The 14,425-nt window shown below is 42.8% G+C and carries 10 protein-coding genes; 1 reads left to right on the top strand and 9 read right to left on the bottom strand.

Annotated elements, in window-relative coordinates; translation table 11 throughout:
* The first annotated feature begins 19 nt into the window (after window positions 1-19).
* A complete protein-coding gene (locus QMF37_RS01675; RefSeq protein WP_283476189.1) occupies window positions 20-496 on the top strand; it encodes a DUF2529 family protein in 477 nt (158 codons plus the stop codon).
* Window positions 497-554: 58 nt separating this feature from the next.
* Here the strand turns inward: QMF37_RS01675 and QMF37_RS01670 are convergent, their stop codons facing one another.
* The 9 genes from QMF37_RS01670 to QMF37_RS01630 all read right to left on the bottom strand — a co-directional run bounded on the left by QMF37_RS01670 (window position 555) and on the right by QMF37_RS01630 (window position 14,271).
* A complete protein-coding gene (locus QMF37_RS01670; RefSeq protein ID WP_283476186.1) occupies window positions 555-2,153 on the bottom strand; it encodes a CTP synthase in 1,599 nt (532 codons plus the stop codon).
* 156 nt (window positions 2,154-2,309) lie between these two features.
* Window positions 2,310-2,870: a DNA-directed RNA polymerase subunit delta gene (gene rpoE / locus QMF37_RS01665; RefSeq protein WP_283476184.1), complete on the bottom strand. Its 561-nt coding sequence runs from the start codon at window positions 2,868-2,870 to the stop codon at window positions 2,310-2,312.
* 646 nt (window positions 2,871-3,516) lie between these two features.
* The gene (gene icmF, locus QMF37_RS01660) at window positions 3,517-6,768 is read right to left on the bottom strand and encodes a fused isobutyryl-CoA mutase/GTPase IcmF (RefSeq protein WP_078080671.1); all 3,252 of its coding nucleotides are present in this window, start codon (window positions 6,766-6,768) and stop codon (window positions 3,517-3,519) included.
* 4 nt (window positions 6,769-6,772) lie between these two features.
* Entirely contained in the window at window positions 6,773-7,414 is a 642-nt protein-coding gene (locus QMF37_RS01655) for a TetR/AcrR family transcriptional regulator (RefSeq protein ID WP_071153039.1), read from the bottom strand.
* A gap of 15 nt (window positions 7,415-7,429) precedes the next feature.
* Complete coding sequence (locus QMF37_RS01650) at window positions 7,430-8,569, bottom strand: acyl-CoA dehydrogenase (RefSeq protein ID WP_071153038.1); 1,140 nt, start codon at window positions 8,567-8,569, stop codon at window positions 7,430-7,432.
* Between the two features lie 16 nt (window positions 8,570-8,585).
* Window positions 8,586-9,722 carry an acyl-CoA dehydrogenase gene (locus QMF37_RS01645; protein ID WP_283476177.1) on the bottom strand — a complete coding sequence of 379 codons (1,137 nt, stop codon included), beginning with the start codon at window positions 9,720-9,722 and terminating at the stop codon, window positions 8,586-8,588.
* 17 nt (window positions 9,723-9,739) lie between these two features.
* Window positions 9,740-10,591, bottom strand: a complete 852-nt coding sequence (locus QMF37_RS01640; protein ID WP_071153036.1) for a 3-hydroxybutyryl-CoA dehydrogenase — start codon at window positions 10,589-10,591, stop codon at window positions 9,740-9,742.
* Between the two features lie 2 nt (window positions 10,592-10,593).
* A complete protein-coding gene (locus tag QMF37_RS01635) occupies window positions 10,594-11,787 on the bottom strand; it encodes an acetyl-CoA C-acetyltransferase (RefSeq protein ID WP_071153035.1) in 1,194 nt (397 codons plus the stop codon).
* 348 nt (window positions 11,788-12,135) lie between these two features.
* Complete coding sequence (locus QMF37_RS01630; protein WP_283476173.1) at window positions 12,136-14,271, bottom strand: (Fe-S)-binding protein; 2,136 nt, start codon at window positions 14,269-14,271, stop codon at window positions 12,136-12,138.
* Between the last annotated feature and the right edge of the window lie 154 nt (window positions 14,272-14,425).

Raw genomic sequence — 14,425 nt, 5'->3', positions numbered from 1 at the left:
TTTTTACGAGGTGAGTTTTATGAATCGATTAACCGTACAATTTACACAGATGCTGGCACATTTGTCTCAGCAACATACTCCTATCCATAACATTGCTAGCGTATTAGCACAAGCCATCGTTGCAGAAGGTACTGTGTTTATCGCAGCCTTTGGTGAAATGAAAGCTGTGATTCCCGTTGCTTTAAACGGTTTGCCTACTGCCGTCGAATGGTCGCCTTCAAGCATCGTTCACAGGACTGATCGAGTCTGGATATTAGCTCTAAATGACGAAGGGGACGAGCTTGCTGGCAGGTTAGCAGATGCTGGCATTGCCTTTGCATTTGTTGCTGCGCACTCACAGGAAAGTGAGTTGGCGGATGCTTTCTTCTCTCTAAATGACCTAGCAGGCAACCTATTACAGGACGATGAACAGCCTGTGTTGGTTCCGTATGCCTTAGCTGCACTGTATATTTATTATGCAGTCAAATTGAGTATAGACGATATGCTAGGTGAATAGGTGAATCCCTTCACAAAAGCCTTCCCTTTTTTTTCAAGGGAAGGCTTTTGTGAATTCTTTATTTATTAGCGATAGATGCCCTCACAAACTCACGGAATAGTGGTTGTGGACGGTTTGGACGCGAAATAAATTCTGGGTGGAATTGGCAAGCTAGGAACCACTGGTGGTCGGCTAATTCAATAATCTCTACTAAACGGCCATCCGGGCTAGTTCCAGTGAATTTGAAGCCAGCATTCTCAAAAGCCTCACGGTATTCGTTATTGAACTCGTAACGATGACGGTGTCTTTCGTAAACCAGTTCTTCGCCGTAAGCTTCGTGTGCTTTCGAACCTATTGTAAGTTTCGCAGGGTACAAACCAAGACGAAGTGTTCCGCCTAAGTCTTCGATATCTTTTTGCTCAGGCAATAGATCGATAACCGGGAAAGACGTTTTCGCATTTAACTCAGAAGAATGTGCACCTTCTAAGTTCATGATGCTGCGTGCAAATTCAACAGAAGCGAGTTGCATTCCTAGACAAATACCGAAGAATGGTACATTGTTTTCGCGCGCAAATTGAGTTGCGATGATTTTCCCTTCAACGCCACGATCGCCGAAACCACCAGGAACTAAAATGCCGTCACAGTCTTTTAGTTTTTCTGCAGCATTTTCTGCGTTGATGTGTTCCGCGTTGATCCAATCTACTTCGATTTCAGAATCAAACGCGAAGCCAGCATGCTTTAATGCTTCAACTACTGAAATGTAGGCATCTTGAAGTTCCACGTATTTCCCAACAAGGCCAATACGAACGCTCTTTTTAAGAGATTGTACTTTCTCAACAAGTGTTCTCCACTCTGTCATATCTGCTTCTGGCGCTTCAATTCCGAAATGATCTAGAACGATTTGATCCATATGCTGCTCTTGCAAACGAAGCGGCATTTCGTAAATCACATCTACGTCACGTGATTCAATAACTTCTTCTGGCTTAATATCGCAGAACAATGCAATTTTGTCTTTCATGTCCTGTGGCACTGGATGTTCTGTGCGCACAACAATCAGATTTGGTTGAATTCCAAGACTGCGAAGTTCTTTGACGCTATGCTGTGTCGGCTTTGTCTTCATTTCTTTCGCAGCACCTAGGTACGGAATCAATGTACAGTGAACATACATTACTTCATCGCGACCAAGATCTGATTTCATTTGACGGATTGCTTCAAGGAATGGCAGTGATTCGATGTCTCCAACCGTTCCACCGATTTCTGTAATGACCACATCTGCGTTCGCTGTTTTTGCAGCACGCAACAAGCGGTCTTTGATTTCATTTGTGATGTGTGGAATTACTTGAACCGTTCCACCCAAGTAATCGCCGCGACGTTCTTTTTGAATGACCGTTGAATATACTTTTCCTGTTGTTACGTTTGAGTATTTGTTTAAGTTGATGTCGATAAAACGTTCGTAGTGACCAAGATCCAAATCTGTTTCTGCGCCGTCATTCGTCACAAAAACTTCCCCGTGCTGGTATGGACTCATTGTTCCTGGGTCAATGTTGATGTACGGATCAAATTTTTGAATCGTTACATTCAATCCCCTGTTTTTCAATAAACGTCCTAATGATGCAGCTACAATACCTTTTCCGAGTGATGACACAACGCCACCGGTTACAAATATATACTTTGTCATTCCTTTTCCTCCTCGAATGGTAAAAAATAAAAAGCGCTCCGCCTGCTGCATGCAGGGGAGCGCGTAAACTGTACGAATCATCTCTCCTATTGTAAGGAGCCCAAATAAAATATTATCCAGTCTGACCTCATAAGTCAAGGTGAAAAAATGTTCAGTTTACTTTAAGTCGTCCTCGTCTTCTTCGTCTTCATCATCGTCTTCGCCATCAATGATGTTGCCATCCATATCTTCAACGAGTACGTCTACATCTTCTTTGTCTTCATCCACATCGAAGTCTAGTACTTCAACAGGCGATTTGATCAAATCGTCTTCATCTTCGTCTTCATCGTCTTCACCGAAGTCCTCAAACTCCAATTCGTCTTCAAGTGCCAAGTCATCCAGATCGTCAAAGCCTTCATCATCCGACACTTTGGCTTTCTTTTTACGAGCTTTAACCGTTGGCGCAGATTCTTCTTCAATCTGTTCAACTGGGTACCACTCGCGAAGACCCCAACGGTTTTCGCCTAAAATCAAAAAGCGGCCGTCAATGTTCAAATCTGTATAAAACTGGACTAATCGATCTTTCATATCCTCTTTAGATAGGCTCAGTAACTTTTCAATTTCTGCAACCAATTCTGCATAGGTTTTTGTTTCATGTGTCTCTTGCAACATCGCATATGTCAAGTCAACAAACGACTCTTCTATTAGTTCTTCTTTAGATAATTCACGAATTTTCATTCCGTGCACGTCCCTTCTTCTTTCATAACTTAATTCATTATATACAAACTAACTAGTCTCCGCTACCGTGTATTCTTTTTTCTTGGATCTATTTGTCTCCAACCAAAATAAAATAAATAGATTGCTAGAATCATAAACGGAATTGATCCCAAAGCTTTATTGTACAGGAAGAAAATCAGTATGACACAGATTCCGATGATTATGTAGTGAATAGCTTTACGCATAGGATTCATCCTTCTTTTTTCAGATGTTGCACATTCTCTTAGTATACAGAAAACCTAAACGGATATCGACTGTCTATCCTTTTGAAAAAGAAAGTTCTTTAATTTGTGTTTTTCTATCAGATAAGCAGGATTTTTGTTGTGTGCGTTTTTTGTTGAAACTTGCGTATTTCTCTCGTTCCGTGCGTATTTCTCTCGTTCCGTGCGTATTTCTCTCGCGCCGTGCGTATTTCTCTCGCGCCGTGCGTATTTCTCTCGCGCCGTGCGTATTTCTCTCGCGCCGTGCGTATTTCTCTCGCGCCGTGCGTATTTCTCTCGTTCCGTGCGTATTTCTCTCGTTCCGTGCGTATTTCTCTCATTCCGCGCAAAAAAGATGGAACACATGTCGTTCGACATGTGTTCCATCTTCTTTATCCAGCTTTTACTTACATATTGCGTCTGTATTGCCCGCCGACTTCGTATAAAGCGGTGGTGATTTGGCCGAGACTTGCGACTTTTACAGTTTCCATCAATTCTTCAAAGATATTGCCGCCAGTTTTCGCTACTTGTTTCAAGCGATTTAACGCTTCATCCGAATCATGGCGTTCTTGGAAAGCGCGCAAGTTGCCGATTTGTGTTTCTTTTTCTTCTATTGTGGCGCGGGCGATTTCCATCGAGTTGATGTCATCGTCCGTTTGCGGATTCGGGTTCAAGTATGTGTTGACTCCGATAATCGGCAATTCGCCTGTGTGTTTTTTCATTTCGTAATGCATGGATTCTTCTTGAATTTTGCCGCGTTGGTATTGTGTTTCCATTGCGCCCAGTACGCCTCCACGGTCGTTGATGCGGTCAAATTCTGTCATTACCGCTTCTTCTACCAATTGGGTCATTTCTTCAATGATGAACGCGCCTTGTAGCGGGTTCTCGTTTTTCGAAAGACCGTGTTCTTTGGTGATGATCATTTGAATGGCCATTGCGCGACGGACCGATTCTTCTGTCGGTGTTGTGATGGCTTCGTCGTAAGCGTTGGTGTGCAATGAGTTACAGTTGTCTTGCAACGCCATTAACGCTTGAAGCGTTGTCCGGATATCGTTAAAGTCGATTTCCTGAGCGTGCAAGCTGCGGCCTGACGTTTGTACGTGGTATTTCAGCTTTTGGCTACGTTCATTGGCACCGTATTTATCGCGCATGACAACTGCCCAAATGCGGCGTGCTACACGTCCAATAACTGTATACTCCGGGTCTAGTCCGTTCGAGAAGAAGAACGACAAGTTTGGTGCAAAGTCATCGATTTTCATGCCGCGGCTCAAATAATATTCCACGTACGTGAAGCCGTTCGACAGGGTAAACGCTAATTGTGAAATCGGATTCGCACCCGCTTCTGCAATGTGGTAGCCAGAAATTGATACTGAATAGTAGTTACGTACTTTATGGTCGATAAAGTATTGCTGAATATCGCCCATCATTCGTAATGCAAATTCAGTTGAGAAGATACACGTATTTTGTCCTTGGTCTTCTTTTAGAATATCCGCTTGTACGGTTCCACGAACCACTTGCAGCGTGCCTTCACGAACTTCTGTGAATTCTTCTACAGTCAACGTGCGACCCAGTTTTTCTTCATTGATTTTTACTTGCTGATCAATTGCTGTGTTCATGAACATCGCCAAAATGATTGGCGCCGGTCCGTTGATGGTCATCGATACAGAAGTCGACGGTGCGCAAAGGTCAAATCCTTCATACAATTTCTTCATGTCATCTAATGTACAAATGGATACACCAGACTCGCCGACTTTCCCGTAAATATCCGGGCGGTGATCCGGGTCTTCGCCGTAAAGCGTTACCGAGTCAAACGCTGTTGACAAACGTTTTGCATCGTCGTCTTTTGATAAGTAATGGAAACGACGATTGGTGCGTTCAGGTGTACCTTCTCCTGCAAACTGACGTTTTGGATCTTCTCCAGCACGTTTGAACGGGAATACACCTGCTGTATAAGGGAATGAACCTGGAGCATTCTCCAAATAAACCCATGACAAAATTTCACCGTAATCAACGAATTTCGGCAAGACAACGCGAGGCACTTTAATGCCAGACAAGCTTTCTGTACGCAAAATGGTACGAATTTCTTTGTCACGTACCGTCGTAACAAACTCGTCCCCCGCATACATTTCTTTTAAGGCATCCCAGTTGTTTAAAATGCGTTTTGATTCGGCTGTTAGTTCATCACGAACACCTTCTGCAAGCGACTCGAGTGAAGCAACTAATGCATCATCCGGCGCTTTTTCTTTTACCGCTTCGATTGCTCCTTCTAATTGGAACAGACGACGTGCAAAAGCAGATTGCTCTTTCGTTTTCGCGTGATAGCCACGGATTGTATCCGTCAGTTCACGCAAATAATAGCGACGTTCGTTTGGAATAATGAGGTTTTCTTTTTGCGTTTTAACGAATTTGTCGTAATCCGTTTCCCAATCAGTTCCACATTTTTCATTAATCGTCCCTACTAATGCCGCAAACAACGAGTTCGTGCCTTTATCGTTAAACTGACTTGCGATGGTGCCGTAAACCGGCATATCATCTAGCTCTTTATCCCACAACAGGCGGCTGCGCTGGTACTGCTTTTGCACTTGACGAAGCGCATCTTGTGAACCGCTGCGTTCGAATTTATTGATACAAATCAAATCTGCATAATCAATCATATCGATTTTCTCAAGCTGTGACGGCGCACCAAATTCACTTGTCATCACATACATCGAAACGTCTGAGAAATTCGCGATTTCTGCATCGCCTTGACCAATTCCGCTCGTTTCAACGATAATCAAGTCAAAATCTGCTGCTTTCACAACATCCAATACATCACCGATTGCGCCTGACAATTCAGAACGCGAACCACGTGTTGCAAGACTCCTCATAAAGACGCGCTTGTTGAAAATGGCGTTCATGCGGATACGATCACCTAAAAGTGCCCCGCCCGTTTTTTGTTTGGTTGGGTCAATAGACAAAATGGCAATTTTTTTGTCTGGAAGTTCTGATAAGAAACGACGAATCAATTCATCTGTTAACGAACTTTTACCAGCTCCGCCTGTTCCCGTAATTCCAAGAATCGGTGTGTTTTTCGTTTGTTCACGAACCACCCTCAACAATTCATCTGTATCTGTATCTCGCGTGTGGGCTTCTTCAGCCGCTGTAATGACGTTCGCCAGTACAACCGGTTCTTCAGTTGTTAAGTTTTCAAAAGACTGATTTTCTTTTACCGTTGAGAAATCACATTCCTCAACAATTTCAGTGATCATGCCTTGCAAGCCTTTTTTACGGCCATCTTCAGGTGAAAAAATCCCCGCAACGCCGTAAGCTTCAAGTTCTTTGATTTCGCGTGGCAAAATAACGCCGCCGCCACCGCCGTAAATACGGATATGCGAAGCGCCTTTTTCCTTTAATAAATCATACATATACTTAAAGTATTCCATATGACCGCCTTGGTAAGAAGAAATACAAATGCCTTGTACGTCTTCTTGAATCGCTGCATTGACTACTTCTTCAACAGAACGGTTGTGCCCTAAGTGAATCACTTCGGCACCGCTCGACTGCAAAATCCGGCGCATAATATTAATCGACGCGTCGTGGCCGTCAAAAAGACTTGAAGCTGTAACAAAGCGAATATGATTTTTCGGCTGATAGGTTTTCGATTCTTCAATGATAGCCATTATATTAAGCCCCCTGTATTGAAATGTGTTCTCCTGCCATCCCCTGCAAAAGAAACTTAGTTTGGATATGGATAAATTCTTGAATGGTGAAATCATCTAAAGCCCAGCGTCTGAAAGCCCACATCTGTCCTTGTACAAATAAATGGTGAGCCGCCATGACCACTTCTTTGGGTGTCATGGCGATTTCGTTATTCTCGACGCATTGTGTCAGTAATCGTTCAAAAATTGCGACCATTTGGAGTTCCTTATTCAGCACGTAGCCCAAAGCGTCTTTTGGCAATGATTTGGATTCTTGGTACATGACAACAAATTCGTCTTGCATCTCGTCAATCAAAATGTAGTAATGTTCAATCGCCATCGTCAGAACGCTAACAGACCCTTGTTCGATATCAAGTTTGTCGAGACGTGCATGCACTTCGTCATAAATCGAGTCACAAACAAGATACAACACATCTTCTTTTGTCCGGATGTATTCGTATAAAGTTCCAATGCTAAAACCTGCTGCTTTAGCAATTTCTCGTGTCGTCGTCCGGTGAAAGCCTTTTTCTTTAAATAGCGTGACAGCGCCGCGAATCATTTGTTCACGACGCTTTTCTATTAAGCTTTCATCTTTCACGGAAGACTCAATCTCACGCTTTTTGTTCATAAGGCACCCCTCCGCTTATTTCGTGACCATCCGAGAAATAACAAGACGCTGAACTTCTTGTGTACCTTCGTAAATTTGTGTGATTTTCGCATCGCGCATAAAGCGTTCAACCGGGTAGTCTTTTGTATAACCGTAGCCACCGAATACTTGTACTGCTTCAACGGTCACTTTCATCGCTGTGTCACCTGCCATTAGTTTCGCCATTGCTGACTCTTTGCTATAAGACAATTTGTTCGACTCAAGCCAAGCAGCTTGATACGTCAACAAACGAGAAGCTTCAATTGAAGTTGCCATATCTGCTAATTTAAATGAAACTCCTTGATTAACCAAGATTGGCTTACCGAATTGCTCACGCTCTTTTGCGTAATCGATTGAAGCGTCAAGTGCGCCTTGCGCGATTCCAACCGCTTGAGCTGCAATTCCGTTACGGCCGCCGTCAAGTGTTTGCATCGCAATTTTAAAGCCTTGACCCAGTTCCCCTAAGACATTTTCTTTTGGTACGCGGCAGTTGTCAAAAATAATTTCCGTTGTCGGGCTTGAACGAATGCCTAGCTTGCGTTCTTTTTTACCGACCGAGAAACCTTCAAATTCTTTTTCGATGATAAATGCTGTCGTGCCTTTATGTTTTGATTCTGGATCTGTTACTGCGAAAACGACATAGATGTCTGCGATGCCACCGTTTGTGATAAAGATTTTCGAACCATTTAATACGTAATGATCGCCATCTTCTCTTGCCGATGTGCGCATAGAACCTGCATCAGATCCTGCAGATGGTTCAGTCAAACCATAAGCGCCGATTTTAGTTCCTTCAGCCATTGGACGAAGGTATTTTTGTTTTTGCTCTTCTGTTCCGAATGTATATACCGGCCAACCAGCTAATGAAGTATGTGCTGATAATGTAACGCCAGTTGATGCACAAACGCGTGATAACTCTTCAACTGCGATGCAATACGCCAAGTAATCTGAGCCAATTCCGCCATACTCTTCTGGCCATGGAATTCCTGTTAAGCCAAGTTCAGCCATTTTATCGAAAATTTCACGGTCAAAACGTTCTTCCTCGTCACGCTCTTCTGCAGTTGGCGCTACTTCTTTATTTGCGAAATCTCTTACCATTTTGCGGATCATTTGGTGTTCTTCAGATAGTTGAAAATTCATATTTTTATTCCTCCAATTATTTGGTTAGTTGTTTGCTTATTACAATACGTTGAATTTCACTTGTGCCTTCGTAAATTTCCGTTACTTTCGCGTCGCGGAATAGACGCTCAACTGGATAATCTTTTGTATAACCATAACCGCCGAATACTTGAATGGCTTCAATGGTTACGTCCATCGCTGCTTTTGAAGCGAAAAGTTTTGCCATTGAAGCTTCTTTGTTACAGTCTTTGCCATTTGAATACAGATCAGCCGCATTATAAACGAGCAATTTCGCTGCTTCTACTTGTGTTGCCATGTCTGCTAGTTTAAAGCCAATACCTTGTTGATGAGTAATTGGTTTTCCAAACTGTACGCGTTCTTTTGCATAAGCTACTGCGTATTCATAAGCCGCTTCAGCAATACCAAGTGCCTGTGCTGCAATGCCAATACGCCCAACGTTCAAATTCGCCATTGCGATGCTGAATCCTTTATTTTCCTCGCCTAGTAGGTTTTCAGCTGGAACGCGCATGTTTTCGAATGTTAGTTGAACGGTTTTCGAACCATGCATTCCCATTTTCTTTTCGTTCTTCCCAATGATTAATCCCGGTGTGTCTTTTTCAACGATAAACGCTGAAATTCCACGAGATCCGGCAGCGGGTTTTGTAGAGGCAAAGACGATATACGTATCAGCTGCTCCACCATTCGTAATAAATACTTTTGAGCCATTTAATACATAGTCATCGCCGTCTAGAACAGCTTTTGTTTTCAAGCTTCCAGCGTCAGAACCAGCTGCTGGTTCTGTTAAACAGAAAGCTCCTAAGTATTCGCCACTTGCCAGTTTTGGTACGTATTTCTCAATTTGTTGTTGTGATCCGAAATTCAAAATCGGGTTTGTCCCAACAGACGTATGAACAGACAAAATTACGCCCACTACACTGCTTACTTTTGAAAGTTCATGAATAGCTGTGATGTAGGAAGTAAAATCCATTTCAGAACCGCCGTATTTTTCAGGTGCAGTAATGCCCATCAAGCCAAGCTTACCCATTTTCTTAATAATTTCTGTTGGGAATTCATCGTTTTCCATATTTTCGATAAAAGGAGCAATTTCTTCTTTTGCGAAATCTCGCACCATGTTGCGCATCATAAGTTGTTCATCTGTAAAGTGCAAATCCATAATGTTTCCTCCTAATGTTATGCGTAGCTGTAGAATCCACGACCGGTTTTCTTACCAAGCCATCCCGCTTTTACGTATTGGCGCAATAATGGGCTCGGACGATATTTGCTGTCACCGAATCCTTCATGCAGCACTTCCATAATATAAAGGCACGTATCAAGTCCGATAAAATCAGCCAATTCGAGTGGTCCCATTGGATGGTTCATGCCCATCTTCATGATGTCATCAATGGCTTCTTTTGTAGCGACACCTTCTTGAAGTGTGAAGATTGCTTCATTGATCATTGGCATCAAAATGCGGTTGGCGACAAACCCCGGGAAATCATTTACTTCTACTGGAGTTTTTGACAATTGCACAGTCATTTCTTCCACTTTTTTATACACTTCATCCGATGTCGCCAAGCCACGAATAATTTCCACCAACTTCATGATTGGCACTGGATTCATAAAATGCATGCCAATTACTTGTTCAGGACGGTTGGTTACTGCCGCGATTTCTGTGATTGGTAACGACGACGTATTTGTTGCGAGAATTGCGTGCTTTGGCGCTACTTCGTCGAGTGTTTTAAAAATGCTATGTTTAATCGCCATGTTTTCAACCGCTGCTTCAATGACAATATCGACATCGTGTGCGTCTTTTAAGTCTAGTGAAGATGTAATGCGGCTAAGAACCGCTATTTTTTCTTTTTCTGTCATGCGACCTTTTTCAACATTACGCGATAAATTTTTTGTGATTGTTGCAATCCCTTTATCATATGCTTCTTGTTTCATATCGTTTAACTTCACATTTAATCCTGCTTGTGCACAAACTTGTGCGATGCCAGAACCCATTTGTCCTGCCCCAATAACCATTACGTTTTGAATCGACATGCTTATTTTTCCTCCTTAGGAACGCTGATCATAATCGCGTCGCCTTGTCCGCCACCTGAGCAGATTGCTGCGATACCGATGCCGCCTCCGCGACGTTTTAATTCGTAAGCGAGTGTCAGAATAATGCGTGCACCACTTGCACCAATTGGGTGACCAAGTGCTACAGACCCCCCGTTGACGTTCACTTTTTCAGCGTCAAGTCCAGCAATTTTCGAGCTAGCTAATGCTACTGCTGCAAACGCTTCGTTAATTTCGAATAAATCGATGTCGTCTAACGATTTACCTGTTTTCTGTAATAGCTCGTTGATGACGATTCCAGGAGTTTCTGGGAAACGATGTGGTTCGATTGCGACTTCTGTATGTGAAAGAATGTGAGCCAAAACTTTTTTGTCTTCTTTTTGTGCTCGTTCTTCACTCATTAAGACAAGTGCCGCCGCTCCGTCATTAATTCCAGGTGCGTTTCCAGCAGTAATGGTACCATCTTTACCGAATGCTGGTTTTAGCTTTGCCAATGCTTCAATTGTTGAATTGGCGCGCGGAGCTTCATCCACATCAACTGTAATTGGATCTCCTTTGCGCTGCGGAATGTCGATTGCCACAATTTCTTCTGCAAACAAATCTTTTGCTTTGATCGCACGTTCATGCGAACGAGCCGACCATTTGTCTTGCTCTTCACGAGACAAGTCAAAGTCTTCAGCAGTTGAATTGCCGTAAGTTCCCATGTGAACACGGTCTGGGTGGAATGAGCATGACAAACCGTCATGGACCATGCCGTCAACGACTTGAGCGTCTCCCATACGAAGACCCCAGCGTGCTTTTGGTAAATAATAAGGTGCATTGGACATCGATTCCATGCCACCTGCAACAATAACTTCTTCATCACCTAAACGGATAAGTTGATCGGCTAATGTAACACTGCGCATACCCGATGCACAGACTTTATTGATTGTTTCAGATTTTACGTTGTATGGAATTCCTGCTTTTGTCGCAGCTTGACGAGAAGGAATTTGGCCTTGTCCTGCTTGCAGCACATTACCCATGATCACTTCTTGAACGTCTTCTGGTTGAATAGCTGCGCGGCTCATCGCGGCTTTGATGGCTTCTGCTCCAAGGTCACTTGCTGTTAGCGTGCTCAAGTTACCTCCGAATTTCCCAAATGCTGTACGTGCCCCGTCGATAATGACTGTTTTTGCCATGATGATTTTCCTCCCTTTATGCTTTCTTGAAAACGGTTTCAACTTCTTTCAAAAAAAGAAATACCTCTTATATTGTGTTCGGATATCGTGTAAACTACACGACTCAAACGCCATGCTCTTGCATGGGTCTACTAGCTTCGTGACAAATAAATCGCCCGAATTATTTTTAGTTCATTTAGTGACTGAACGCTCGCTCGATTTTTACCGAAAAGAAAAGGGAGTATTCTACTCCCTTTTTTTATTGCTTATGCTGTTATTCTACTCAATCTTCTGTCATTAATCAATTATTTATTGCTAGCTCATTAATTTGACCAGAAGTACTCAAGAAAATCTTCACGAGGTTGCTAGTTATTGAACAATTGCTTCCGGCTCTGGTGCCATGTTTCCAAGAACCGCCATTTCCAATAGTTCAGCTACATCGTATGTGCCAACTTGTTCTTCGACTTCTTTCGCTTTTGTTCCGTCTGATAACATTGTTAAGCAATACGGACAGCCAGAAGAAATCATCGTTGGGCTAACTTCAAGTGCTTGCTCAGTACGGGCAACGTTAACACGGTGGCCTACATCTTCTTCCATCCACATCATTCCGCCACCAGCTCCACAGCACATGCCGTCTTCACGATTACGTTTCATTTCAACTAATTCTACGCCTTCGATCGCTTTCAGGATTTCACGCGGTGCATCGTAAACATCGTTGTAGCGACCTAGATAACAAGAGTCATGGAACGTAATTCGCTCGTTTACCGCGAATTGTGGTTTTAGACGTCCCTCTTGAACGAGATCAAACAACATTTCCGTATGGTGATAAACTTCAACTTTAAAACCAAAATCCGGGTATTCATTTTTAAAGATATTGTAAGCGTGCGGATCAATTGTGACGATTTTTTTCACTTCCGCTTTTTCAAATTCTTTAATATTAGCGGTTGCTAGTTCTTGGAATAAAAATTCATTTCCAAGACGACGTGGCGTGTCACCTGAGTTTTTCTCTTTGTTACCGAGAATTGCAAATTTCACACCCGCTTCGTTCATCAGTCGAGCAAATGACAAAGCGATCTTTTGCGAGCGACTGTCGAATGAACCCATCGAGCCAACCCAGAATAGGAATTCAAACTCTTCGCCTGCTTTGTTCATTTCTTTCACTGTCGGAATTTGAATATCTGGACGTGCATCTCTCCAATTTTCTTTTTCTTTACGGTTAAGACCCCAAGGATTTCCTTGACGTTCGATGTTTGTCATCGCGCGCTGCGCATCCGGATTCATTTTTCCTTCTGTCATTACTAAATAACGGCGAAGATCGATGATTTTGTCCACGTGCTCGTTCATAACTGGACATTGGTCTTCACAGTTTCGGCAAGTCGTACACGCCCAAATTTCTTCTTCTGTAATAACGTCTCCAATTAAGCTCGGGCTGTAAAGTTCGTCGATTGTAATACCTTCAGCGCCCGCAGCCATTGCCAACTGGTTTCCTTGCGTATTGTTGAATGCCATGGCCGGCACCCATGGTTTTTTCTGCGTCATGACAGCACCAGTGTTTGTCAGGTTGTCACGCAATTTTGTGATCAAATCCATCGGTGACAGCATTTTCCCTGTCCCTGTTGCTGGACACATATTCGTACAACGGCCACATTCTACGCAAGCGTAGAAATCGATCATTTGGCTTTGTGAGAAATCAGTGATTTTCCCGACTCCAAATGATGGCATTGCGTCTGGATCTTCTTCGTCTTCCATTTCTTCAAAGTTGATTGGTTTTAGGCGACCTACATGATCTACTCTGTGGAACCATGTGTTCACTGGTCCGAAGATCAAGTGAGCGTGTTTTGATTGTGGTACATAAACTAAGAACGTCAGCAGGAATAGCAAATGTGCCCACCACATCACGTAGAAAATCGAAATGGTTGCAGCTTCAGGTAACCAAGCAAATGCACCCGCGACTAAAGAAGCAACTGGTTCAGTCCAGGCAGCTTCATGGCCGTGCCAAATCATGTTCATTCCGTTACCGATCAGTACTGTTACCATTAATCCACCGATGAAAATAAGAACAAGTCCTGATTTCCATCCGCGTTTCAAGCGAACAAGCTTTTCAATATAGCGTCGGTAGAACGCCCAAATTACAGCAACCAAAATGGTTAACGTCACAATTTCTTGGAAAAAAGTAAACGCTGGGTAAAGAGGTCCAAGCGGTAAATGTGAATCTGGCGATAATCCCTTAATAATAAAATCAATAGCGCTCGCTTGAACTAACAAGAAGCCATAGAAGAACATAACGTGAATTGTCCCGCTCTTCTTATCTTTCAATAATTTTTTCTGACCAAATACGTTGACCATAACTTTACGCAAACGCTCGTTGAAATTTTCTTCAAACTCGACTTTTTTACCGAGTTGGATAAAATCATATCTCGACTTCAATAAATAGATGAAGAGATAAACTGCGTAAGCGGTTACAGCTATGAATAAAATCCAGTTTGCAATTAACAATGGTTCCATCGCGAGATCCCCCTTGTGTGTATATTCTAAAAATAACTTACTCAAAGTTTACGTGAATGACAGCAGCTTGTCGATACTATGTTCTATATTAAAATATGAATGAGCATTCAGTCAACTTATATTTTGAATAATTTTTAAATTGTCAGAGTTTACT

The organism is Planococcus sp. S3-L1 (genome assembly GCF_030063085.1).
Classification (GTDB): domain Bacteria; phylum Bacillota; class Bacilli; order Bacillales_A; family Planococcaceae; genus Planococcus; species Planococcus kocurii.
The sequence above is the reverse complement of the archived record's forward strand: the minus strand, read 5'-3'. Positions and strand labels throughout refer to the sequence as shown.

Coding starts and splice junctions, on each gene's coding strand:
- QMF37_RS01630 (WP_283476173.1), bottom strand. CDS start 14,271: ATGGAACCATTGTTAATTGCAAACTGGATTTTATTCATAGCTGTAACC.
- QMF37_RS01675 (WP_283476189.1), top strand. CDS start 20: ATGAATCGATTAACCGTACAATTTACACAGATGCTGGCACATTTGTCT.
- QMF37_RS01635 (WP_071153035.1), bottom strand. CDS start 11,787: ATGGCAAAAACAGTCATTATCGACGGGGCACGTACAGCATTTGGGAAA.
- QMF37_RS01645 (WP_283476177.1), bottom strand. CDS start 9,722: ATGGATTTGCACTTTACAGATGAACAACTTATGATGCGCAACATGGTG.
- rpoE (WP_283476184.1), bottom strand. CDS start 2,870: ATGAAAATTCGTGAATTATCTAAAGAAGAACTAATAGAAGAGTCGTTT.
- QMF37_RS01640 (WP_071153036.1), bottom strand. CDS start 10,591: ATGTCGATTCAAAACGTAATGGTTATTGGGGCAGGACAAATGGGTTCT.
- QMF37_RS01670 (WP_283476186.1), bottom strand. CDS start 2,153: ATGACAAAGTATATATTTGTAACCGGTGGCGTTGTGTCATCACTCGGA.
- icmF (WP_078080671.1), bottom strand. CDS start 6,768: ATGGCTATCATTGAAGAATCGAAAACCTATCAGCCGAAAAATCATATT.
- QMF37_RS01650 (WP_071153038.1), bottom strand. CDS start 8,569: ATGAATTTTCAACTATCTGAAGAACACCAAATGATCCGCAAAATGGTA.
- QMF37_RS01655 (WP_071153039.1), bottom strand. CDS start 7,414: ATGAACAAAAAGCGTGAGATTGAGTCTTCCGTGAAAGATGAAAGCTTA.